The following is a 20,548-nucleotide window of genomic DNA, read 5'->3' as shown; positions in this document are numbered from 1 at the left end:
GTTCAGGAATGTCTTGGCGAGTATTGTTCGCAACACTGCTGGTGGTGCTGGCCGCCTCCGCGTGGGGCGGCATCCAATTCGGCGATTGGCTGGTGGCGCATGCGCCCGCCGCCACGCGCGCACCCAACGAAACCGATGCGAACCAGGAACCGATACTGGATGCGGACGGCCGGCCCTACACGGCCCAGCCGCCGCAACCCCGCATCGACGGCACGCTGGGCGTGCCGGACCGTCCCACCGGCACCAGTTGGACGGTGGGCACGGTGTCGCTGTTCGACACGGTGAAAGACCCGTCCGTCATGATTTCGCGCGACAGTATTTCGATGGACCAGGCCAGGCAGATCGCCGCCGCCACGCAGTCGGCGCTGCCTTCCGGCCCCAACGACGTATCGACGCTGGATCTGGCGACCCAGCAGGCGCAGACCGCGCAATCGGCGCAGCAGTACGCCCAGATCCAGGCGTCGCGTAACGTCAGCCAGCAGCCGATCATCCAATCGGTGGATATGCCGCCGCCGCAGCAGCAGGCATCGGCCGGGGCCGGGCAGAAGGGCTGGCAGGATGCCCTGCGCCGCGAACTGGCGCAATGCGCCGATGCGGGCTTCTTCCAGCGTCCCACCTGCGCGTGGAATGCGCGCAATAAATACTGCGCGCCGAATCAGGCATGGGGCACGATTCCCGAATGCCCGCATCGCCCCTGAAGGTTTATTCCGACACTTCCATCTGGCTCTGCAGATAGTTCTGCAAGCCCACCTGGTCCACCAGGCCGATCTGCGTTTCCAGGTAGTCGATGTGTTCCTCGGTATCGTCCAGGATGTCCTGGAACAGATCGCGGGACACATAATCGCGCACCGATTCGCAGTGCGCGATGGCGTCCTTCAACGTGACCTGCGCGGCCTGCTCCAGCTTCAGGTCGCAAGACAGGAGCTCGGGCACGTCTTCGCCGATCAGCAGCTTGTGCAAGTCCTGCAGGTTCGGCAAACCATCCAGCATGAATATGCGTTCGATCAGGCGATCGGCGTGCTTCATTTCGCCGATGGACTCTTCATATTCGTGTTTGCCCAGTTTGTTCAGCCCCCAGTGGCGCAACATGCGCGCATGAAGGAAGTACTGGTTGATCGCCGTCAACTCGTTGGTCAGTTGCTGGTTCAAGAATTGGATGACGGTTTTATCGCCTTGCATGATGGACTCCTTGCTGAATCCTCGGAGACTACCATCCGTTTCCGCGCCAGCATACCCCTGGCGCGCATGTGGTAAATCGCGCTGCGAGCGTTATCCAAAAGTGTACGCAGCAACGCAATGAGAATGAGTCCGCATACATCGCCGCGCGAAACGCGCTGGCGCCGCGTCGCGCGGCGCGTCCCGCGCCTTCAGGCAGAACGCGGTGGCCGGGTGGCCATCCAGATCCCCAGGGCGATGGGAACGATGCCGACCAGGTCCATCACGGCGACCGGCTCGGCCAGGACCAGCCAGCCGAACAGCAGGCCCAGCGGAGGCATCAGGAAATGCAAGGCGCTGGCCGCCGTCGCGCTGGACCGGGCCAGGATCAGAAACCACAAGCCGAATCCGCCAATGGAGACGGCGACGATCATATAGGCCATGCTCCAGAACAGCGACGCAGTGAAGGTGACCGGCAGGTGCGCCTCGTAGACCCAGGCAAAGGGCAGCAGGGCCAGGCCGCCGAACAGGGATTGCAGGCCGGTGGCCAGCCAGATATTGCTGTCCGGCGTGTGGCGCTTGTACAGGAGCGTGCCCCCCACCAGCGCGGCCAGTGCCGCGACTACCAGTAGCGTGCCGTGCAGATCCTCGTGCCCGCCCGTCAGCCGCGAGCGCAGCACCAGCGCGACGCCGGCCAGGCCCAGGCACAGGCCGGCGACCTTGCGCCAGCCGACGCGCTCGCCCAGCAGCGGCCCCGCCAGCGCGCCGATCAGCAAAGGATTGGTGCTGACGATGACGGCGGCGAATGCCGAGGACACCGTCATCATGCCGGTCCAGCTCAAGCCCAGGTAGACGCCGTTGTTCAGTACGCCCAACGCGGCCAGCATGCCCCATTGGCGCAGCGCCAGTCGGCGCAGCCCGCCGGTCAGCCAGGCCAGACCGATCATCAGCGCCGCGGCGATGAAGAAGCGGACCGTCAGCAAGGTCAGGGGCGGACAGTCCCGCAGCGCGATCTTCGCGGCGGCGAACGCGGAGCTCCACAGCAGGCAAAACAGGGCGATAGGCGCCCACGCCACGGGAGGCGGCGAGGCGGCGGGAACGGCGGAGGCCGCATGGAGGGTTTTCATCTTGGATCCGTGACTTATCAGACACCGACTTCGGAACGGCTGCGGCGATTGTGTTGCGCCTTTCATCCATTGACAAATTCGTTATTCGCATCGAAAGTATTTGAAAATTCAATGGGAAAATTCCGGTGCCGGATCTCGATCTGTTGCGCAGCTTCGTCTCGGTCGTGGAGGCTGGCGGCTTCACCCGGGCCGGCGAGCGCGTGCACCGCACCCAGTCGACCGTCAGCCAGCAGATCCGCAGGCTGGAGGAAAAGCTGGGATGCGCCCTGTTTCGGCGCGAAGGCCGCAGGGCCCCGCTGACGGAGGATGGCGAACGGCTGCTGGGCTACGCCCGGCGCATGCTGGCGCTATCGGCCGAATTGCATGACACGGTGGGCAAGGCCGCGCGGGTGGAGGTGGTGCGCCTGGGGCTGCCCGATGACTTCGCGATACCTGCACTGACGGAAATCGTCAGCGCCTTCACGCGCTCGCACCCCGATGTCAGGCTGTCGGTCTGCTGCGACCTGAGCGTCCGCCTGGGACAGGCCCTGGCGCAGGGCGAGCTGGATGTCGCCCTGCTCAAGCGCGAACCCGGCAGCGGGCCCTGCATCGCAGCATGGCCGGAACGCCTTCATTGGACGGGAGACCCTGCCGTGCTGCCCGCCGGCGAGGAAACGGTACCGCTGGTGCTTCGTCCCGCCGGCTGCCTGTATCGCGAACGCGCGATACATGCGCTGGAACGGGCGGGGCGGCGCTGGCGCGTCGTCTATGAAAGCCCCAATCTGCCCGGCATCCAGGCGGCGCTGCGCGGCGGCCTGGGTATCTCGCTGCTGGACGAACAGGGCCTGGACGACGGATCCCCGATATTGGACGACACCTGCCCGCCGGTCACGCACACGGAGTTGGCCCTGATCCTGCGCCCGGGCGCACCGGACGACGCGCGTGAAATGGCGGGCATGCTGCGCGAGTTCTGCGACAGGCAGCGCATGCGGGCGCCGGCGCGTCAGGCGGCGGCGACGATGGGGATGGGAAAGCCGTTGGCGGCCGAGCCGCTTTGATCCGCGATCGGAACCGCCGCGGCGTGCGTCATGGAACGCACTTCGCAGACGCTGGAGCAGCGTCCTCCGGGCAGGTATTCGACCGCGGTCGCGGCGCATGTCCCGCAGCAGGTGGCCACGCCCAGCTCGAACTGGAGATCGTCGAGCGTGGCGGCGCCCCCGTCCACGGCGGCGCGGACCTGGCGTTCGGTGATGGCGTTGCAGACACAAACGTACATGAGAATAATTATCGAAAATTATTCGCATTCAGGCAACTAGAAAAAGCGGGGACGCCAGACGGCCACCCGGCCCTTTTTTCGGCGGCGCGACGCCGGCTCTAGCGCATCGCCGCCTGGGCCTTGCGCACTGAAGCCGGGGCGATGCGCATGGCTTCGCGGTATTTGGCCACGGTGCGGCGGGCGATGACGATGCCCTGTTCGGCCAGCTTGAGCATGAGCTGATTGTCCGACAGGGGCTTGGCACGGTTTTCCTCGGCAACCAGGCGCTTGATATGCGCCTGCACCGCCGTGGCGGAGGCGCTGTCGCCGGTATCGGTCGCCACCCCTGCGCCGAAGAAATCCTTGAGCTCCATCGTGCCGAACGGAGTGAGCATGTACTTCTGCGTTGTGGCCCGTGAAATCGTGGATTCATGCAACCCCAATTCCCCGGCGATATCCTTGAGGATCAGCGGCCGCATGGCCGAGGGCCCCTGGCTGAAGAAGGCCGACTGGTGGTCGACGATAGCCTGCGCCACGCGCAGGATGGTATCGAAGCGCTGCTCCACGTTGCGGATCATCCATCGGGCCTGCTGCAACTGCGCGTGCAGGGCCGAATGGCTGGCGTCGCGCTGGTTCGCCAGCATCTGCGCATAGACGCTATTGATGCGCAGGCGCGGCATCGCCGCGCTGTTCAGCACCACCCGCCAGCCCTTGCGCCCTTTCCGGACGATGACGTCGGGAATGGCGTAGTCGGCGGCCGGCACCGTCCAGCGCCGGCCCGGCCGTGGATCGAGCTTCAGGATCAAGGCGCGCGCGGCCCGGACCATGGCATCGTCGCATTGCAGGGCCTCGCGCAGGCGCGCCGGATTCACGCCAGCCAAGAGTGGCAGGTGGCCGGCGCAGATGCGCAGGGCGCAGGCCAGGACCGCGGGGTCGGCCGCCTCGGGCAAGGTGGCGATGTTGGGTTCGCGCAACTGCAGCGCCAGGCATTCGGCCATATCGCGCGCGCCGATGCCGGGCGGATCGAAGGATTGGAGCAACCGCAGGGCGGCGCGCAATTCGTCGATGTCGGCTTCGACCTCCGCGGGCAGCCATCCCAGGATCTCTTCCAGCGGCGACCCCAGATAGCCGTTGTCGTCCAACTCGTCGATCAGCAGGGCCACCAGCGTCGCGTCGCGATGGCTCGCACGCGTGAGCGCCAACTGGGCCAGCAGATGCTCGCGCAAGGTTTCGCCGCGAGCGGCTTCCGGCATGTCGTTGTCGTCGTCGGAATGAACGCCCTTGGAGCCCGGCATTTCGTCCACACCGGTTTCGCGTTCCGGCGTAGGATCGTCGTCATGCGCCGATTCTTCGCGATTGGAATCGATGTCTTCCGCCGCGGGGTCCTCGTCACGCTCCAGCAGCGGGTTTTCGTCCAGCGCCTGCGAGATTTCCGCCTCGAGGGCGAGCGTCGACAGTTGCAGCATCCGGATGGATTGCTGCAACTGCGGGGTCAGGGCCAGGTGCTGCCCGGGCCGGAGTTCGAGGGCGTGACGCGTCATAGGTACAATATTTTGCATGATGAATCCGACTTCGCCCGAACGCGTACGCCAGGATAGCCGGCTGATCCGCCAGACACTGCTGAAACTGTCCTCCTCACGGCTGGCCGTCCGCGCGATCGTCATCGCCGTGGCCGTGGTGATCTGGTTGCTGGTGGCCCAGCGCATCCTGGCCTTCGGCGCCACCCTGGATTATCAGTTCCTGCACCCGCTGGGCGCTTCGACCATCGAATTGCTGAATCGCATCAACCCCTATCTGTGGTGGGCGGTAGCCGCCATATGGTCATTGATCGTGTTCTTCGCCGTGCGGGGATGGCTGCGCGGCAATATGGAGGCCGAACGGCTGCGGACCGTGCCGGCGGACACCTTTGCCGACCTGGCGGCCGAGCTTGGCGATGAAGCCCTGGGTGTGATGCGCTGGAGCTGGGGCAGCCGCGACGAACCCTTTACCGTTGGCGATCTGCAACGCACGTTGTGGGAAATCCGCCACGGACGCATCGCCAAGATCGCCATGGTACGCGAACAGGAGGCCATGCTGGGTATTCCGCAAGGCGTGCCGGGGCGGATCGACCGCGGCGACCGCGCCGCCCGCCCGGATCGCGCAGAGCGGGCCGAGCGCCCGCTGGCCTCCGGCCGCGAACTGCCTGGCGAACGCCGCCGCCCCTTGCGGGCCGGTATCGAAGCCGAAGGCCCGATCGAGCCGCGCATCGGCCCCATTAAGTAGGGGCCGGCGAACACGCCAAGATTGCATCATCCACCGAAATGTGGTTGACTTATGGCTTGCCCATCATCACACCCATGGCCGCTAACCGCACCTTCCTCGCGATAACCACCGGACGCTTCGGCGCGCCGATGGGCGGCCTGCGTTCCGCGCAAGGCGGGCATGCAGGGGTGTCGACCGTGGCGGACGCCGGGCAGGCCATCGCCGCCGCCGGCTCGCTGGCGCTATCGCTACAACTACCGATCGGTTGCCGGGCCTAGCGTCCCGTGGCAGTTCGGCAGCCGTTGCGCCACACCGTCTTTCCCTTTTAAAACACGAATCTCCCGCCGGCCCGGCCAGGCAAGACCTATCCGGGTTCATCGCCCCGACGCGGCGCGCGATGCGCCGGCAGGCCAGGTGAATCAGCGGCATCGCCATACAGGCGCCGCGCACCGGGATTCATGGACATGCCCCGAGGTAACCCTGATGATGCTCGCCAACCCCGCACAGAAATACCGCCCCTTCGCGCCCTTCGCGCAGGACTATGCCGAACGCACCTGGCCCAGCCGGCGCATTACCCAGCCGCCGATCTGGATGAGCACGGACCTGCGCGACGGCAACCAATCGCTGATCGAGCCGATGAGCATCGAGCGCAAGCTCAGGTTCTTCGAACAGCTGGTGAAGATCGGCTTCAAGGAAATCGAAGTCGGTTTCCCGTCGGCCTCGCAGACCGACTTCGATTTCGTGCGCAAGCTGATCGATGAAGGGCGCATCCCGGAGGACGTCGTCATCATCGTGCTGACCCAGTCGCGCGAAGACCTGATCGCGCGCACCGTGGAAGCGGCCGCGGGCGCCCGCCGGGCCATCGTGCACCTGTACAACGCCGTCGCGCCGGCCTTCCGCAAAATCGTCTTCAACATGAGCAAGGACGACATCCGGAAGATCGCCACCACCGGCACGGAGATGGTCAAGGCCGCCATCGCGCGCCATCCGGAAACCAAATGGGGCTACGAGTATTCGCCGGAAGTCTTCAGCACGACGGAGCCGGAGTTCGCGCTCGACGTGGTGAACGCGGTCTCGGCCGTGTGGCAGCCGACGCCCACGGACAAGATGATCGTCAACCTGCCGGCCACGATCGAGGCGACCACCCCCAACCTGTATGCGGACCAGATCGAGTGGATGCACCGCAACCTGGCGCGCCGCGACAGCATCGTGCTGAGCGTGCATCCCCATAACGACCGCGGTACCGCCGTGGCGGCCGCCGAATTCGCCGTGATGGCGGGCGCCGACCGCATCGAAGGCTGCCTGTTCGGCAGCGGCGAACGCACCGGCAACGTCGACCTGGTGACGCTGGCGTTGAACCTGTACACCCAGGGCGTGCATCCCGGCCTGGATTTCTCCGACATCGATGAAGTGCGCCGTTGCGCGGAATACTGCAACCAGTTGCCCGTGCACCCGCGCCACCCGTACGCGGGCGACCTCGTGTTCACCGCGTTTTCGGGTTCGCACCAGGACGCCATCAAGAAGGGCTTCGCGCGCCAGCAGGCCGATGCGCCGTGGGAAGTGCCCTACCTGCCCATCGATCCGGCCGATCTGGGCCGCAGCTACGACGCCGTGATCCGCGTCAACAGCCAATCCGGCAAGGGCGGCGTGTCCTATCTGCTGGAACAGGAACACGGACTGGTCCTGCCGCGCCGCCTGCAGATCGAGTTCAGCCGCGCGATCCAGCGCGTGACCGACGAAACGGGCCGCGAAGTCACCGCCACCGACGTGTACGACATTTTCAAGAAGGAATACCTGGACCAGCACGCGCCCTGGAAACTCATCCGCCACCGCATCACCGGCGATCCGGCCGCGGCGGAGTCCAAGCATTTCCGCGTGGAAGCGGACGTCGAGGTCGACGGCCAGCGGCGCACGATCACCGGGGAAGGCAACGGCGCGATCTCGGCCTTCGTGGCGGCGCTGGGCATGCCGGCACGCGTCATGGACTATCACGAACATGCGATCGGCGCCGGCTCGGACACGCGGGCGGCCAGCTATATCGAAGTACGCGTGGGCGATTCCGCGACGGGCTTCGGCGTGGGCGTGGACCGCGATATCGTGACCGCGTCGTTCCAGGCCGTGCTGTGCGCCATCAACCGGCACGTGAAGGACAATGCGGGTGCGCGGGACACGGCGCAGGCGGAGGCCGTCACGGCCTGAGGCCGGCCTCGCCACCGATCGAACGCCGGGGCCGCGATACCGCCGCACCGGCGGGCCAAGCCAGAACCGCCAGCGCGACATGCTGGCGGTTTTTTTTTCAGCGGATACCGGCGCGCAGGAAGGATTGCACGAACTGCCGCTGGAACAACAGGAAAGCGATCAGCAGCGGCGCGGCGGACAGCAGCGTCGCCGCGGTAATGACCGACCAATCTATGCCCTGGTCGGAAGAGGAAAACACCTGCAGACCGACCGTCAGCGGACGGGTGTTGACGGAATTCGTGATGATCAGCGGCCACAGGAAATTGTTCCAGTGGTAGCTCACCGATACCAGCCCGTAGGCGATGTACGTGGGCCGGGCCAGCGGCACATACACCTTCATCAGGATCTGCCAACCGTTGGCGCCCTCCACGCGCGCGGCCTCTTCCAGTTCGCGCGGAATGGTCTTGAAAGTCTGCCGCAAGAGGAAGATGCCGAATGCCGACGCGAAGTACGGCAGGCCGATGGCGAACACGGTATCGCGTATGCCCAGCCACGTCATGGTGCGGTAGTTTTCGACGATCAGCACATCGGGCATGACCATCAACTGCAGCAGGACCAGCATGAAGACGAAGTCGCGGCCGCGGAAATCGAAACGGGCGAAGGCATAGCCGGCCATGGTGGACAGCACGAGTTGCGCCGCCAACACCATGGTGACCAGGAAGAAGGTGTTCAAAAAGTAGCGCGGAAACGGCGCGGCGTCCCAGGCGCGCGCGAAGTTCTCCAGCGTCAGCGGCGCGAACAGATCGAAGCGGGTGGCATAGGCGGGTGGATGGATCGCGGCCCAGACCGCATAGAGCAACGGCAGGATCCAAAGTATGCCCAGCAGCCACGCACCCGCCGTGTCCAGCACGGTGCCCAGCCGGGGGGGCCGCATCGCCGCCGGCCGGGTGCGTTCACCCGGCGTGGCGGCCCGGATTTTCCTGATCGGGGGAGCAGGAGCGACCTTCATTGGTAGTGCGTCCTCTTGTCCAACCAACGGAATTTCAGCAATGCCGCCAGGCCCAGCACGGCCAGCAGGACGACGGTCAGGGTGGCGGCATAGGCGGTATCCCAGAAGCTGAAGCCCACCTGGAAGATATAGAACAGCAGCAGCGTGCTGGCATTGTCGGGACCGCCGCGCGTCATCACCACGACATGGTCGACCAGGCGGAAGGCGTTGATCAAGGCGTTGATCAGTACGAACAGCGTGGTGGGCATGAGCAGCGGCCATAGCACGCGGCTGAAGTACTGCCAGCGCGATGCGCCCTCCAGCATGGCGGCCTCGCGCAGCGAGGGTGAAACGCCTTGCAGCGCGGCCAGGTAGAAGATCATGAAGAAGCCCGCCTCCTTCCAGACCGACACCACCATCAAGGCGGGCAAGGCGGTTTCGCGCGAGCCCAGCCAGTTGACGCCCGGCAGGCCGAATACCTGGAGGACTTGCGCGATCAGGCCGTACTGCGGGGTGTAGAAGAACAGCCAGATATTCGCCACGGCGACCATGGGCAGCACCGTGGGCGTGAAATAGGACAGCCGAAGAAAGCCGCGCCCGGCCAGGTTTCGATTGACCCACAGCGCCATCGCCAAGGCCAGCGCCACCGACGTCGGAATGGTGCCGAGCGCGAACCACAGATTGTTCCACAGGGCCTGCCAGAACACCGGGTCCTCGCGCATCGCCTGGTAGTTGTCCAGGCCCACGAAGACCGCGGGACGACGGCCCTTGGGCGTGGAAAAGAAGCTGTGCCACAGCGTCGCGACCGCGGGATAGTGGGTAAAGGCGGCCAGCAGCACCAGGGCCGGCAACAGCAGCAGCCAGCCGTATACCGCCTTCATCCCGGGCGCGACGCGCGGATTCATCGATAGGGCCGCAGGATGCGGTCCGCCTCGCGCTGCGCGTCGCTCAAGGCCTGCTGCGCCGGCTTCGCGCCGGTCAGGACGGCCTGCAGCGCGTCGTTCAGCACTTTGGTGACGCGCTGGTTCTCATGGGTGGAAAACTCCGCCACGCTGACCGCCAGCTGGTCGCGCGCCACCGCGGCGGCGGGCACCTGCTGCGCGTACTGCTTCATCTTGGGCGTTTCCCAGGCCGCCGGCGTCACCGCGACATAGCCGGTGGCGATGCTCCATTCGGCCGCGCGTTCCGGCGAGGTCGCCCACTGCGCGAACTTCAGCGCGGCCTTCTGCTGGGCCGGCGTACCGCTCTTGAAGATGTAGAAGTTGCCGCCGCCGGTGGGGCTGCCGCCGCGCACCTTCTTGGGCATCATGGCCACGCCGAACGGGAAGGTGGCGTTGGCCCGGATGTTGGTCAGGTTACCCGTCGTGGTCCATATGATGGCCGCTTTCTTCTCCAGGAAGTCCTTGGGCGTGGTGCCCCAGTCGATGGTGCCCGAGGGCATCGCCCCATGCTTGGCGGACAGATCGCGCCAGAACTGCGCGGCCTCCACGACGGCGGGCTTGTCCAGCATGACCTGGTTGCCGGCCTCGTTCATCAGGATCGCATTGTTGGGCGTGGTCAGCGCCTGGAACAGCCAATAGGCGAAAGCGCCGCCGGACGGAATTTCCAGGCCCCATTGCGTGACGTTGCCGGACGCGTCCTTCCTGGTGAGCTTGACCGAAGCATCCACCAGTTCCTGCCAGGTCGCCGGCGGGTGCTCGGGATCCAGGCCCGCGGCCTTGAACAGATCCTTGTTGTAGTACATGACGATGGTGGAGCGCTGGAACGGCACGCCCCACACGTGGCCGCCGCTACGGCTGTTCTGCATGAAGGCGTCATAGAAGCCGCCCAGCCATGCCTTGCCGGCCGCATCGCCCACCAGCCCGTCGATGGGCACGATGGCGTCCTCGTCGATCAGGGTGAACATATCGGTGGACAGCAGCACCGCAAGCTGCGGCGGCTGGCCGCCCTTCATCGCGGTCAGCACCTTGGCGATGGAGTCCTGGTAGGTGCCGGCGTAGACGGGCTTGATGTTGATGTCGGGATTTTCCTTGTGGAAGTCCGCCACCATGCCGTCGATGATCTTGGTGATGGGGCCGCCTACCGCCACCGGGTAATAGAACTCCACGTCCACCGGCTGCTGGGCGTGGACGGGCAGGGCAAACAGCGCGCCGGCCATGACGGCGGCAAGGCTTTTCAATACGGTGCGTCGCATAGTGGCTTCCTGGAAAGGAACATGGGAAAAACGGGGAACATCCTGCCGCGCGATCATGACGGCCGTAGGGCGGCGCCCTTCGCATCGAAGAAATGCTGGTGTTGCGGCGCCCAATCCAGCCTGACGGCATCGCCCGCGGCCGCCGTGGCGTGCCCGGTCAGGCGCACGGCAATACCGGCGCTGGCGCCCACGGCGCAGGTAACGATGGAGTCGGCGCCGAAGTACTCGACGCCTTGCACGACGGCGGGACGGCCCTGGTCGGACAGGCGGATATGCTCCGGCCGCACCCCCAGGCGGGCGGCGTTGGCGGGCGCGCCGGCAACCGCCGGCCCGCCGGTGCCTGCCAGCACGCGGACGCCGTTCAGGTTGTCCAGCATCAGCAGGTTCATGGGCGGCGTGCCGATGAAGCGGGCGGCGAACTCCGTGGCGGGGCGCGCGTACAGGCCATCCGGGGTGTCGCGCTGTTCCACCGCGCCGTTGCTCAGCAGGACGATCTGGTCGGCCATGCTCATGGCCTCGGTCTGGTCGTGCGTGACGTAGACCATGGTGATGCCCAGCTGCCGCTGCAGCGAACGGATCTCGCGGCGCATATCGTGGCGCAGCTGCGCGTCCAGGTTGGACAGCGGTTCGTCCATCAGGCATACCGGCGCCTCGGAAATCACCGCCCGGCCGAGCGCGACGCGCTGCTGCTGTCCGCCGGACAGTTGCGCGGGCTTGCGGCCCAGCAGTTTTTCCAGGCCCAGCAGGTCCGCCACCCGCGCCAGGCGCCTGGCGTAGTCCGCCCGCGGTTCCTTGCGCACCTTCAGGCCGAACAGGATGTTCTCGCGCACGGTCAGGTGCGGGAACAGCGCGTACGACTGGAACACCATGGCGATGCGGCGGCGCGCGGGCGGCAGGTGCGTGACGTCGTCCCCGCCGATGACGATGCGGCCGGAAGTCGGCGTATCCAGGCCGGCGATCATGCGCAGCGTGGTCGACTTGCCGCAGCCGGACGGTCCCAGCAGGACCGTGAAGCTGCCGGCCGGCACAACGATATCGATGTCGTGGATCGCGGCGGTATCCGCGTACCGCTTCGTCAACTGTTCCAGAACGATGGCTGCCATGTCCCCTCGGCGTCAGGCTGCGGCGGGCCTATTGTGACTGCAAATGAAATCCTTTTCATTGTGCAGTGCGAACATGACGGAACGATGGCACTCCATTATTCGTCGATCAGCTCCCCGCCCTCGTGAAACGGATAGGGGCCGGGATAGGGGCCGATGTAGGCCACGTGGCTGACCAGGGCGCCGTCGCGCCACTCATGCAGCATGTAGGCCGGCGGTTCCATCATGAATGCCGAGGGCGCGTCCGGACGCAAGTCCAGCGCCACCTGGTGCGCGGGGCTGGGGCAGGTCGATGCGATCGTTCCCGCGAAGCGGCGATGGATGCTGCGGTGCAGATGGCCGCACAGGATTCTTTCGATATTGCCGTGCCTGCCGACGATGCGCGCCAGCGCTTCCGCGCCTTGCAGCAGACCGATCGCATCCATATGCCCGATGCCGGTATCGAAGGGCGGATGATGCATGACCAGCACCGTCGGCCGCGCCGGTTGCTCGGCCAGGCGGCCGGCCAGCCAGGACAGGCGCCGCTCGCACAGGATGCCGTGGCTATGGCCGGGGACGACGGTGTCCAGCACGACGATGCGCACGGGATAGTCGTCCACGACGTACTGGGCATAGCCGTCGCAGCCGCGCAGCGAGGGATGGCCGACGAAGACGTTCGCCAGCGTGTCGCGATCGTCGTGGTTGCCGGGCAGCAGCAGGTAGGGCATGTCCAGCTCGTCGAGCATGCCCTTCAGGTGGGCGTACTCGGCGGGACGGCCGAAGTCCGTGAGGTCGCCGGAAATGATGACGACATCCGGCCTGGGCCGCTGGGCGTTGATGGCGGCGATGGCCGGCGGCAGGAAGGTATCGGTGGCGACCACGCGATAGGCCTTCTGGCCGGGCAGGCGGATATGGAGATCGCTGAGCTGGGCAATAAGCATGTCGTGTCGAATGTGCGGTGTGGCGGTGTGGCGGTGTGGCGGTGTGGCGGAGTAACGAGGCGGCGATGTGGCCGAAAGGAATGGCGGCGTCTCACCCCGCCAGCGGGCGCGCCAGACGGACGGCGACGCGGTCGCCGACGGCATGCGCGCTGTCGGCGGGCGCCACCACCGAAAAACCTTGCCCGTCGTCCAACAGGACTTCCAGGCGGATGGACGCGCCCAGGAAGAAGCGCGCGACGATGCGGGCGCCCAGGGCGCTATCGCGCGCGGGCAGCAGTTGGGCTTCGTGCGGACGGAAGGCGATGTCGGCGCCGCCCGCGATCAGAAAACCTTCGGCGGTCGCCGCCTTGACGCGGCATAGCGTGCCCAGGAAGCCGCCGACGAAGGCAGTGGCGGGCGCGCGATACAGCGCTTCCGCCGTACCGGTCTGCTCGAGCCGGCCCTCCGACATCACGGCGATGCGGTCGCCCAGCATCATGGCCTCTTCCTGGTCGTGCGTGACGATGACCGTGGTGATCGCCAGCTCGCGCAACAGTTGCGCCAGCTCGACACGCAGCTGCTCGCGCAGTTTGGCGTCCAGCGCGGTCAGGGGCTCATCCAGCAGAAGAACGCGCGGCTGGATGGCCAGCGCGCGCGCCAGGGCAACGCGCTGGCGCTGTCCTCCGGACAGCTGGCCGATGCGGCGATCGGCGTAGTCCCCCAGCCGAACCAGGTCCAGCATTTGCCGTACGCGGACATCGCGGGCCGCGGACGCCATGCCGCGCACGCGCAGGCCGTAGCCCACGTTGCCGGCCACGGTCATGTTGGGAAACAGGGCATAGTTCTGGAAGACGACGCCGACGCCGCGCGCCTGCGGCGGCTGCGCCGTGACATCTTCGTCATCGAAGCGGATACTGCCACCCGCGTCGGGCGCTTCCAGTCCGCACATCATGCGCAACAACGTCGTCTTGCCGCAGCCCGATGGCCCCAGCAAGGCCAGCGTGCTGCCGCCTTCGACACGCAGGTCGATGGGATACAGGGCACGCGTGCCATCCGGCCAGGTCTTCGCGCACTGGCTCAGGGTGATGGCGACGGGCGGCGCCATCGCGGGTACCTTGTGCGCGGCGGCCGCAACGTGCGCGCGTTCCGCCATGACCGCGGCGGCTTTCTTTTCCGATGCGATCATGGCGCCTCCCTGGCCTGGAGAGCGGGCGAAACGGCCGGTGCGCGGCGCGGGTCCGCATTGCCGTTGGCGGTGGCGCGGCCCGCGAACCATTGCAGGCCAAGCAGCAGGGGCATGATCATCAGCAGGAATACCAGCGTATAGGCCGAGCCCACCTCCAGGCGCATCGACGCGTAGCTGTCGGCAAGGCCGACGGGCAGGGTCTTGGTCAGGGGGGTATGCAGCAACCAGGTCAGATTGAATTCGCCGACCGATAAGGTCAGCACGGTCAGCGCGCCGGTCAGGATGCCGGGCATGGCGTTGGGTACGACGATGTCGAAAAAGCGGCGCGCGCGCGAGGCGCCGAGCGTGGCGGCGGCCTCGTCCAGCGTGGCCAGGCCGGCCAGCGCCATGCTGGCCTTGGCCGCGCGCACCATGAAGGGCAGCGTGAACAGCACATGTCCGATCACGATGAACGCGACGCTGCCACGCAGGCCGCCGACGCTGCCCCACGACACGATCAGCGCGAGCGCGGTGGCCAATCCGGGCACGGCCACGGGCAAGGTCAGCAGCGATTCGAAAACACCGGCCAGGCGTCCGCGATGCGTGGCCAGGGCCCAGGCCGCCGGCACGCCGACCACCAGGCATACGGCCAGCGTGGCCAGCGCCACCGCCAGCGAGCGCCACACCGTATCCGAATACAGGTCCCATACCTGCGCCACCCAGCGCAACGTCAGGCCGCTGGACACGCCGATGAAGGCATTGCGCGTCAGTCCCGCGAGCATCGACATAATGACCGGCCCGATAAGGAAAGCGGCCACGACCAGTGTCGCGGACAGGCCCAGGCGGAATTCCACGGCGGAGGATCGCATGCTTACGCTCCCGCGCCGGCGCGCTCGCCGGAGACGCTGTGCGCCACGTACAGGATGGCCCATGTCACACCGCCCAACACGATGGACAAGGCGGCCGCCACGGGGATGTTGGCGTAGTTGGTGAACTCGTTGTAGATGGTCACGGGCAGCACGTCGATCTGCGTACCGAGCGTGAACACGGTACCGAACGCGCCCATGCTGGTGGCGAAGCACATGGCCCCCGCGGCGGCCAGGGCCGGCCGCAAGGCAGGCAGCTCCACGTCCGCGAACCGCCGCCAGCCGCCGGCGCCGAGGGTCGCGGCGGCCTCGCGCATGGCGGGGTCGATCTGCGACGCGGCGGCCGCCACCATGCCGATGGTGCGCGGCAGGGAAAAGTACAGATAACCCAGGAACAGGCCGGCCATGCCATAGGCGAAGACCAGCGGCTGGCCGGTCAGCCAGCGCGAAACCGTGCTGGCCAGGCCCTGGCGCCCCGCCAGGAGGATGATCAGGAAGCCCACGACCACGCCGGGAAAAGCCAGCGGAAACGTCAGCATCCCCATCAGGGCGCCACGCCCCGCGAAGCGCGGATGGGCGGCCAGGAAGCGCCCGACGGGCAAGGCGATGGCCAGCGTGGCCAGCGACGCGGCCAGCGACAGCGCCGCCGTGTTGAACAGGCTGCGCCAGTACTGCGCGTGCGTAATCACCGTCCAGTACGCGCTGGCGCCGTCGCGCACCGCGAAGCCCGTGGCCGCCAGGCGCGCCATGGGCAACAGCCAGAACGCCAGGAACAGCGCCGCGGCCGGCGCGGCAAACATCATGCCGTCACGCCGTGCCATCTCGACCTTCCATTGCGCAATGCCGCCCGCATGACACCGTCATGGATCGATCAGGGATGCCGCGGACCATCTAGTTCACTTCCTTGGCGTAGCGTTCCGAAAACGCGCGTTGCACCGCCGCCATCTTGCCGTAGTCGACGGTCCCGGCACGCGCGTAATCCGACGCCGGCAGGAACTTCTTCTGCGCCTCCGGCGATACCGCGCTCGGGCGCACCGGGCGCAGATAGGCGTTGGCCCAGATGGCCTGGCCTTCGTCGGACAGGGTGAAATCCAGGACCTTGCGGCCGTTGTCCGCATGCGGCGCATTGGCGACCAGGCTCATCACATAGGGCACCGCGATCGTCCCTTCCTTGGGAATGACGAACTGCACGTGCGCGCCATCCTTGTACCTGGCGCGATAGGCATTGAAGTCGTAGTCGACCAGGATGGGAATTTCGCCGGACAACACGCGCGCATAGGCGGTCTGCTTGGGCACGATGGGATCGTTGGCCCGCATCTTCCTGAACCACTCGATGGCCGGACCGAAGTCGTCCAGGCTGCCTCCCATCGCGCGGTTCACCGCCACCGCGCCGACGTAGCCGACGAAGGCGGAGGCCGGATCCAGATAACCCACCATGCCGCGGTACTCCGGCTTGAGCAGGTCCTGCCAGGACTGCGGCACCGGCTTGCCGTTGAGGGCGTCGACGTTGACCATGAAGCCCAGCGTGCCCGAATGGATGGCAAACCATTTGCCATCCGGATCCTTCATGCCGGCGGGGATGTCGTCCCAATGGGAGGGCTTGTAGCCTTGCACGAGCTTGTCCTGCGCGGCCTGGATGCCGAAGGTCACGCCCAGGTAGGCGACGTCGGCGACCGGATTGGCGCGCTCGGCCGCCATCGACGCCAGCGCCTGGCCCGAATTCTTATTGTCCGCGGGCACCACGATGCCGGTCTTTTCCTTGATCGCCTTGAGCTCGGCGGCCCAGTCCGCCCATTCGGGCGGGCAGTTGTAGCAGACGGCATTCTGCGCATGCGCGGCCGCCCCCATCAGCCCCAGGGCCAGGGCGGCGGCGCGCAGCGCCTTGTTCAGCAATTGCGGCATTTCAATGTTCCTTATTCGGCAGGATAGGAAGAAGCGGCCGCCACGGTGCGGCCGGTAATCAATCGATGCGGCAGGCGCGACGAAACCGGGGATTCGCCGTGCAACAGCGCCAGCAGCTGCGCGCAGGCGGTGGCGCCGATGTCCCGGCTGGGCTGTTCCACGGTGGTCAGCGGCGGCACCATCAGGGCGGCGAAATGCATGCCGTCGAATCCGCATACCGACAGGTCGTCCGGCACGCGCAGGCCGAGCGCGCGCAGTTCGGCGATGACCGACGCGGCCAGCAGATCGTTGGAGCAGAACAAGGCCGTGGGCGCGAGGCGTTCGCCCAGGGCCTGGCGCAGCAGGCCGGCGTCCGCGGCCGTGTGCGACGGCATGCACAGATGCACGGGCGGCGGCAGGCCCAGTTCCCGGGCGCAGGCGCGCGCCCCTTGCAGGCGGCGGCGCGCGCGATCCGACGCGGCCAGAGGACCGGTCACCAGCGCGATGCGGGTATGGCCCTCGCTCGCCAGCCAGCGCACCATATCGCGCGCGGCGGCCATGTTGTCCACCGATACGCAGGGATGCGACGGCGATTCGTTGTAGACCAGGACATAAGGCAGACCTTCATGCGCGAGCTCGCGCAAGGTCGCGCTGCGCGCGGCGTTGGCCACGGCCAGCAGCACGCCTTCCACCTGGTGGTCGAGCAGGCTGCGCACCGCGGCTGCTTCGCGCGGCAGGTCATACCCCGTCGTGGTGACCATGATGCTGTAGCCGTGATCGTGGGCCCAGGCCTCCGCGCCTTCGAAGCACTCCGCGAAGACGGGATTGCACAGCGTGGGCAGCGCCATGCCGATGGTGCGCGTGCTGCCCGAGCGCAGGCTGCTGCCGACGCGGTTGGGACGAAAGCCGGATTCCCGCGCGACCCGTTCGATGCGCTGCAAGGTGTCCGGACGCAGCAGCCCGGGCCGGTTGAAAGCGCGCGATACCGTGGCGGGTGACACACCGGCGTCACGCGCGATATCCAGAATCGAGGGCCGGTGCAGGGGTTTGCTGGGCACGGACGGCTGTCCCTGTGGTTGAAATCGTTTTCACTTTAGGCGTCGTGCATGACAACGTTATTGCAGCGCAGCGTGCCGCTGCGTGTCCGTGGCAGTTCAGTTCCGTGCAAGGTCCGTGGATTCAGACCCGGGTCCTTGGGGGAATACACGAATGGTGCCGGCACCTGGGGCTGGCACAATTGCTGCTGGGATAAGACGGCGCCGCGCGATAGCGGGGACGCGAAAAGGTTTTCGATGCCGCGCGCGCGAGCATGGGCCGCATCCGCTGGGGAAGTTATTGAATGGCTATGGTTTTGAATCGTTTATCGGCACTGGATGCCGTGCGCATGCTGCAGCGGCGCGAATTGTCCGCGGTACAGCTCATGCGGGCCTGCTTCGCGCGCATCGAACAGCGCGAGGACAGCGTGCATGCATGGGCTGCGCTGGACAAGGAGGCCGCCCTGGCCCGCGCCATGGCCCTGGATAACGGCGCCATTACCGGCCCCTTGCACGGACTGCCGTTCGGCGTGAAGGACGTGTTCGATACGCAAGACCTGCCCACGACCTACGGCTCTCCCATCTACCGCGGCCATCGCCCCGAGGCGGACGCGGGCGCGGTAGGGCGCAGCCGCCAGGCCGGCGCGCTGGTGGCAGGCAAAACGATCAGCACGGAATTCGCCACCTTCAAGGCGCCGCTCACACGCAACCCGCATAACACCGCGTATACGCCCGGCGGCTCGTCCAGCGGTTCCGCGGCGGCCGTCGCCGACTTCATGGTGCCTTTCGCGCTGGGCACGCAGACCGCCGCGTCGGTGATCCGTCCGGCCGCCTATTGCGGCGTGGTCGGCTTCAAGCCCAGCTTCGGCGCCATTCCGCGCGACGGCATCAAGCTATTGGCGCCCACGCTCGACACAGTGGGCTGTTTCACCCGGACGGTCGACGATGCGGCGTTGGTCGCATCGGTGCTGATGGACCAGCCCGGGTTGCGTCGGCTGGACTACGACGGCCCGCCGCGTGTCGGCATCTATCGGACACCGCAATGGCGCCACACGCTGCCGGAGACCCGCGAAGCGATGATGCAGGCCGCCGAAACGCTGGGACGCGCCCGCGCCGTGGTCCAGGAAGTCGATACCCCGCCGGAATACTGTGCGCTGGTGCAATTGCAGTCCGACATCATGGCCTATGAGGCGGCGCGTTCGCTGGCGGCCGAGCGGGAGCAGCATGCAAGCCAGATCAGCCCGGGGCTGCTCGCGCTGCTGCAGGGCGGGGACAAGATAGACCAGGCGCGGCACGAGGCCAATCTGCAACGGGCCTCCGACATGCACTCGCACCTGCGCGGCTGGTTCGATCGCTTCGACGTCCTGCTCACGCCCAGTGCGCCGGGCGAGGCGCCTTTCGCGGACCAGGGCACCGGCGATCCGCTGTTCGGACGCGTGTGGACCTTGTTCGGCCTGCCCTGCATACACCTGCCCTTTGCCACCGGGCCGCACGGCCTGCCGGTGGGCCTGCAGGCCGTGGGCGCCAAGGGCAACGACCATCGCCTGCTGTGCATCGCCAAATGGATGCACGACAAGCTGCGCCCGCAAGGCTGAGCACGCCTGGGCCGCGCGGGCCGGCCGGCGCGCGCGGCTTTTCGTTCAGTAGCCGACCGTCAGGCCCGGCAGGTCGACGGTAATCCGCGACCGGCCCAGCGCCAGTGCGGCCTGATGGGCAAATTCCTGCGCGCGCCGCGTGTCGGCCGCCAACAGGTCATAACCGAGCGCGTCGGCCACACCCAATATCTTGTCCAGCAGCAGGACCTTGCCGCTGGGCCGCAAGGGCTCGCAGCCGAGGGATTCCCAGTTCCGGTCGAACCATTCGCGCGCCCGCGCCGCGCCTTCGGGCGTGGGATCCACCTGGGTGACCAGGTGAACAGCCCGCCGGGCATCGTAAAGGATGGAGACATCTGCGCGCATGCCGGTTTCCTTGTGCCGCGCAACGCGGCGTAGTGGCCCGCACGGCCCGGACCGCGCGGCATCAGGTTCACGCGCTTTCGCGACGCATCACCAGGACGAAGCCGTTTCCCACGTGACGTTCACGCCCTTGGCCTGGGCTTTCTTCATCAGGTCCAGCAGCGGATATGCGCGTTGTTGCAGGCCCACCGGCCGCGCCATCGGGTGCACAGGCTGGGCATCCGGGTCTTTTTCCACGTCCTCGGAAGGGTGCGGGGCCAGCTCCACCGCCTTTTCTATGCCGGCGATGGCCTGCGGCAATTGATCCGGCGTGAACACGCCGCGTTCGGGAAACGCATCAGGCAGCGACTTGCCCGCTGCCCGCAACAACGGTGCGGCGTGATCGGAGAGCATAAGGACTTCCGAGCCGGCTTTGGAGCGGAACGAGATCAGCATGGCGTAATTCCAGGGTCTTTCATCAGGGACGAATTCATACACTACCCCAACACGGCAAGCCTGCCAATCGCACCCTAGACGCAGGACGCCGACAGG

The 20,548-nt window shown here is 66.8% G+C and carries 22 protein-coding genes; 6 read left to right on the top strand and 16 right to left on the bottom strand.

The annotated features are described in order from the left end of the window. Positions 1-8 precede the first annotated feature (8 nt). Positions 9-698: a hypothetical protein gene (locus CAL28_RS00600; RefSeq protein ID WP_094839497.1), complete on the top strand. Its 690-nt coding sequence runs from the start codon at positions 9-11 to the stop codon at positions 696-698. A gap of 4 nt (positions 699-702) precedes the next feature. Here the strand turns inward: CAL28_RS00600 and bfr are convergent, their stop codons facing one another. Both bfr and CAL28_RS00590 read right to left on the bottom strand, forming a co-directional pair. Next, positions 703-1,179, bottom strand: a complete 477-nt coding sequence (gene bfr, locus CAL28_RS00595) for a bacterioferritin (RefSeq protein ID WP_094839496.1) — start codon at positions 1,177-1,179, stop codon at positions 703-705. Positions 1,180-1,367: 188 nt separating this feature from the next. Continuing rightward, positions 1,368-2,282 (bottom strand): DMT family transporter, encoded by a 915-nt coding sequence (locus CAL28_RS00590; protein WP_094839495.1) that lies wholly within the window; start codon positions 2,280-2,282, stop codon positions 1,368-1,370. A gap of 125 nt (positions 2,283-2,407) precedes the next feature. On the opposite strand from CAL28_RS00590, the gene CAL28_RS00585 reads away from it, so the two are divergent. Beyond that, entirely contained in the window at positions 2,408-3,319 is a 912-nt protein-coding gene (locus tag CAL28_RS00585; RefSeq protein ID WP_094839494.1) for a LysR substrate-binding domain-containing protein, read from the top strand. On the opposite strand, the gene CAL28_RS00580 is transcribed toward CAL28_RS00585, so the two are convergent. Together CAL28_RS00580 and rpoN are read right to left on the bottom strand one after the other, a co-directional pair. After that, positions 3,265-3,537: a (2Fe-2S)-binding protein gene (locus tag CAL28_RS00580; RefSeq protein WP_094839493.1), complete on the bottom strand. Its 273-nt coding sequence runs from the start codon at positions 3,535-3,537 to the stop codon at positions 3,265-3,267. The two genes, CAL28_RS00585 and CAL28_RS00580, sit on opposite strands and share 55 nt — an antisense overlap. A 98-nt stretch (positions 3,538-3,635) precedes the next feature. Continuing rightward, positions 3,636-5,057: an RNA polymerase factor sigma-54 gene (gene rpoN, locus CAL28_RS00575; protein ID WP_440588343.1), complete on the bottom strand. Its 1,422-nt coding sequence runs from the start codon at positions 5,055-5,057 to the stop codon at positions 3,636-3,638. Between the two features lie 16 nt (positions 5,058-5,073). On the opposite strand from rpoN, the gene CAL28_RS00570 reads away from it, so the two are divergent. From CAL28_RS00570 to leuA, 3 genes are all read left to right on the top strand, one after another. Then, on the top strand, positions 5,074-5,778 hold the full coding sequence (locus tag CAL28_RS00570) for a hypothetical protein (protein WP_094839491.1): 705 nt from the start codon (positions 5,074-5,076) through the stop codon (positions 5,776-5,778). A 38-nt stretch (positions 5,779-5,816) separates the two neighbouring features. Beyond that, positions 5,817-6,035, top strand: coding sequence for a hypothetical protein (locus CAL28_RS00565; RefSeq protein ID WP_094839490.1), 219 nt, complete (start codon positions 5,817-5,819; stop codon positions 6,033-6,035). Positions 6,036-6,240: 205 nt separating this feature from the next. After that, a complete protein-coding gene (gene leuA, locus CAL28_RS00560) occupies positions 6,241-7,956 on the top strand; it encodes a 2-isopropylmalate synthase (RefSeq protein WP_094839489.1) in 1,716 nt (571 codons plus the stop codon). 97 nt (positions 7,957-8,053) lie between these two features. Here leuA and CAL28_RS00555 read toward each other — a convergent pair whose 3' ends face one another. From CAL28_RS00555 to CAL28_RS00510, 10 genes are all read right to left on the bottom strand, one after another. Further along, the gene (locus tag CAL28_RS00555) at positions 8,054-8,869 is read right to left on the bottom strand and encodes a carbohydrate ABC transporter permease (protein ID WP_440588356.1); all 816 of its coding nucleotides are present in this window, start codon (positions 8,867-8,869) and stop codon (positions 8,054-8,056) included. 71 nt (positions 8,870-8,940) lie between these two features. Beyond that, positions 8,941-9,804 carry a carbohydrate ABC transporter permease gene (locus CAL28_RS00550; RefSeq protein WP_094840539.1) on the bottom strand — a complete coding sequence of 288 codons (864 nt, stop codon included), beginning with the start codon at positions 9,802-9,804 and terminating at the stop codon, positions 8,941-8,943. A gap of 20 nt (positions 9,805-9,824) precedes the next feature. Beyond that, the gene (locus CAL28_RS00545) at positions 9,825-11,117 is read right to left on the bottom strand and encodes an ABC transporter substrate-binding protein (RefSeq protein ID WP_094840538.1); all 1,293 of its coding nucleotides are present in this window, start codon (positions 11,115-11,117) and stop codon (positions 9,825-9,827) included. A gap of 53 nt (positions 11,118-11,170) precedes the next feature. Beyond that, entirely contained in the window at positions 11,171-12,220 is a 1,050-nt protein-coding gene (locus tag CAL28_RS00540) for an ABC transporter ATP-binding protein (protein WP_094839488.1), read from the bottom strand. A gap of 95 nt (positions 12,221-12,315) precedes the next feature. Beyond that, the gene (locus CAL28_RS00535; RefSeq protein ID WP_094839487.1) at positions 12,316-13,137 is read right to left on the bottom strand and encodes a phosphodiesterase; all 822 of its coding nucleotides are present in this window, start codon (positions 13,135-13,137) and stop codon (positions 12,316-12,318) included. A gap of 91 nt (positions 13,138-13,228) precedes the next feature. Further along, positions 13,229-14,221, bottom strand: a complete 993-nt coding sequence (locus tag CAL28_RS00530; RefSeq protein WP_094840537.1) for an ABC transporter ATP-binding protein — start codon at positions 14,219-14,221, stop codon at positions 13,229-13,231. A gap of 77 nt (positions 14,222-14,298) precedes the next feature. After that, the gene (locus CAL28_RS00525) at positions 14,299-15,150 is read right to left on the bottom strand and encodes an ABC transporter permease (protein WP_094839486.1); all 852 of its coding nucleotides are present in this window, start codon (positions 15,148-15,150) and stop codon (positions 14,299-14,301) included. A 2-nt stretch (positions 15,151-15,152) separates the two neighbouring features. Further along, the gene (locus tag CAL28_RS00520) at positions 15,153-15,968 is read right to left on the bottom strand and encodes an ABC transporter permease (RefSeq protein ID WP_094839485.1); all 816 of its coding nucleotides are present in this window, start codon (positions 15,966-15,968) and stop codon (positions 15,153-15,155) included. A 70-nt stretch (positions 15,969-16,038) separates the two neighbouring features. Then, a complete protein-coding gene (locus CAL28_RS00515; RefSeq protein WP_094839484.1) occupies positions 16,039-17,049 on the bottom strand; it encodes an ABC transporter substrate-binding protein in 1,011 nt (336 codons plus the stop codon). Positions 17,050-17,060: 11 nt separating this feature from the next. Continuing rightward, positions 17,061-18,086, bottom strand: a complete 1,026-nt coding sequence (locus CAL28_RS00510) for a LacI family DNA-binding transcriptional regulator (protein ID WP_094839483.1) — start codon at positions 18,084-18,086, stop codon at positions 17,061-17,063. A 287-nt stretch (positions 18,087-18,373) separates the two neighbouring features. On the opposite strand from CAL28_RS00510, the gene CAL28_RS00505 reads away from it, so the two are divergent. After that, positions 18,374-19,657 carry an amidase gene (locus CAL28_RS00505; protein ID WP_094839482.1) on the top strand — a complete coding sequence of 428 codons (1,284 nt, stop codon included), beginning with the start codon at positions 18,374-18,376 and terminating at the stop codon, positions 19,655-19,657. A 45-nt stretch (positions 19,658-19,702) separates the two neighbouring features. Here CAL28_RS00505 and CAL28_RS00500 read toward each other — a convergent pair whose 3' ends face one another. Both CAL28_RS00500 and CAL28_RS00495 read right to left on the bottom strand, forming a co-directional pair. Further along, a complete protein-coding gene (locus tag CAL28_RS00500) occupies positions 19,703-20,020 on the bottom strand; it encodes a hypothetical protein (protein WP_094839481.1) in 318 nt (105 codons plus the stop codon). Between the two features lie 87 nt (positions 20,021-20,107). Further along, on the bottom strand, positions 20,108-20,452 hold the full coding sequence (locus CAL28_RS00495) for a DUF1840 domain-containing protein (RefSeq protein ID WP_094839480.1): 345 nt from the start codon (positions 20,450-20,452) through the stop codon (positions 20,108-20,110). Between the last annotated feature and the right edge of the window lie 96 nt (positions 20,453-20,548).

The sequence above is a fragment of the Bordetella genomosp. 11 genome (assembly GCF_002261215.1).
Taxonomy (GTDB): Bacteria; Pseudomonadota; Gammaproteobacteria; order Burkholderiales; family Burkholderiaceae_B; genus Bordetella_C.
Note: the sequence above shows the minus strand (reverse complement) of the source record. Positions and strands in the feature narration are given on the sequence as shown.

Bases quoted from the DNA above. Each gene is read 5' to 3' on its own strand.
- CAL28_RS00600 (WP_094839497.1), top strand. From the start codon at position 9: ATGTCTTGGCGAGTATTGTTCGCAACACTGCTGGTGGTGCTGGCCGCC.
- bfr (WP_094839496.1), bottom strand. From the start codon at position 1,179: ATGCAAGGCGATAAAACCGTCATCCAATTCTTGAACCAGCAACTGACC.
- CAL28_RS00590 (WP_094839495.1), bottom strand. From the start codon at position 2,282: ATGAAAACCCTCCATGCGGCCTCCGCCGTTCCCGCCGCCTCGCCGCCT.
- CAL28_RS00580 (WP_094839493.1), bottom strand. From the start codon at position 3,537: ATGTACGTTTGTGTCTGCAACGCCATCACCGAACGCCAGGTCCGCGCC.
- rpoN (WP_440588343.1), bottom strand. From the start codon at position 5,057: ATGACGCGTCACGCCCTCGAACTCCGGCCCGGGCAGCACCTGGCCCTG.
- CAL28_RS00570 (WP_094839491.1), top strand. From the start codon at position 5,074: ATGATGAATCCGACTTCGCCCGAACGCGTACGCCAGGATAGCCGGCTG.
- CAL28_RS00565 (WP_094839490.1), top strand. From the start codon at position 5,817: ATGTGGTTGACTTATGGCTTGCCCATCATCACACCCATGGCCGCTAAC.
- leuA (WP_094839489.1), top strand. From the start codon at position 6,241: ATGATGCTCGCCAACCCCGCACAGAAATACCGCCCCTTCGCGCCCTTC.
- CAL28_RS00555 (WP_440588356.1), bottom strand. From the start codon at position 8,869: ATGCGGCCCCCCCGGCTGGGCACCGTGCTGGACACGGCGGGTGCGTGG.
- CAL28_RS00550 (WP_094840539.1), bottom strand. From the start codon at position 9,804: ATGAAGGCGGTATACGGCTGGCTGCTGCTGTTGCCGGCCCTGGTGCTG.
- CAL28_RS00545 (WP_094840538.1), bottom strand. From the start codon at position 11,117: ATGCGACGCACCGTATTGAAAAGCCTTGCCGCCGTCATGGCCGGCGCG.
- CAL28_RS00540 (WP_094839488.1), bottom strand. From the start codon at position 12,220: ATGGCAGCCATCGTTCTGGAACAGTTGACGAAGCGGTACGCGGATACC.
- CAL28_RS00535 (WP_094839487.1), bottom strand. From the start codon at position 13,137: ATGCTTATTGCCCAGCTCAGCGATCTCCATATCCGCCTGCCCGGCCAG.
- CAL28_RS00530 (WP_094840537.1), bottom strand. From the start codon at position 14,221: ATGGCGCCGCCCGTCGCCATCACCCTGAGCCAGTGCGCGAAGACCTGG.
- CAL28_RS00525 (WP_094839486.1), bottom strand. From the start codon at position 15,150: ATGCGATCCTCCGCCGTGGAATTCCGCCTGGGCCTGTCCGCGACACTG.
- CAL28_RS00520 (WP_094839485.1), bottom strand. From the start codon at position 15,968: ATGGCACGGCGTGACGGCATGATGTTTGCCGCGCCGGCCGCGGCGCTG.
- CAL28_RS00515 (WP_094839484.1), bottom strand. From the start codon at position 17,049: ATGCCGCAATTGCTGAACAAGGCGCTGCGCGCCGCCGCCCTGGCCCTG.
- CAL28_RS00505 (WP_094839482.1), top strand. From the start codon at position 18,374: ATGGTTTTGAATCGTTTATCGGCACTGGATGCCGTGCGCATGCTGCAG.
- CAL28_RS00500 (WP_094839481.1), bottom strand. From the start codon at position 20,020: ATGCGCGCAGATGTCTCCATCCTTTACGATGCCCGGCGGGCTGTTCAC.
- CAL28_RS00495 (WP_094839480.1), bottom strand. From the start codon at position 20,452: ATGCTGATCTCGTTCCGCTCCAAAGCCGGCTCGGAAGTCCTTATGCTC.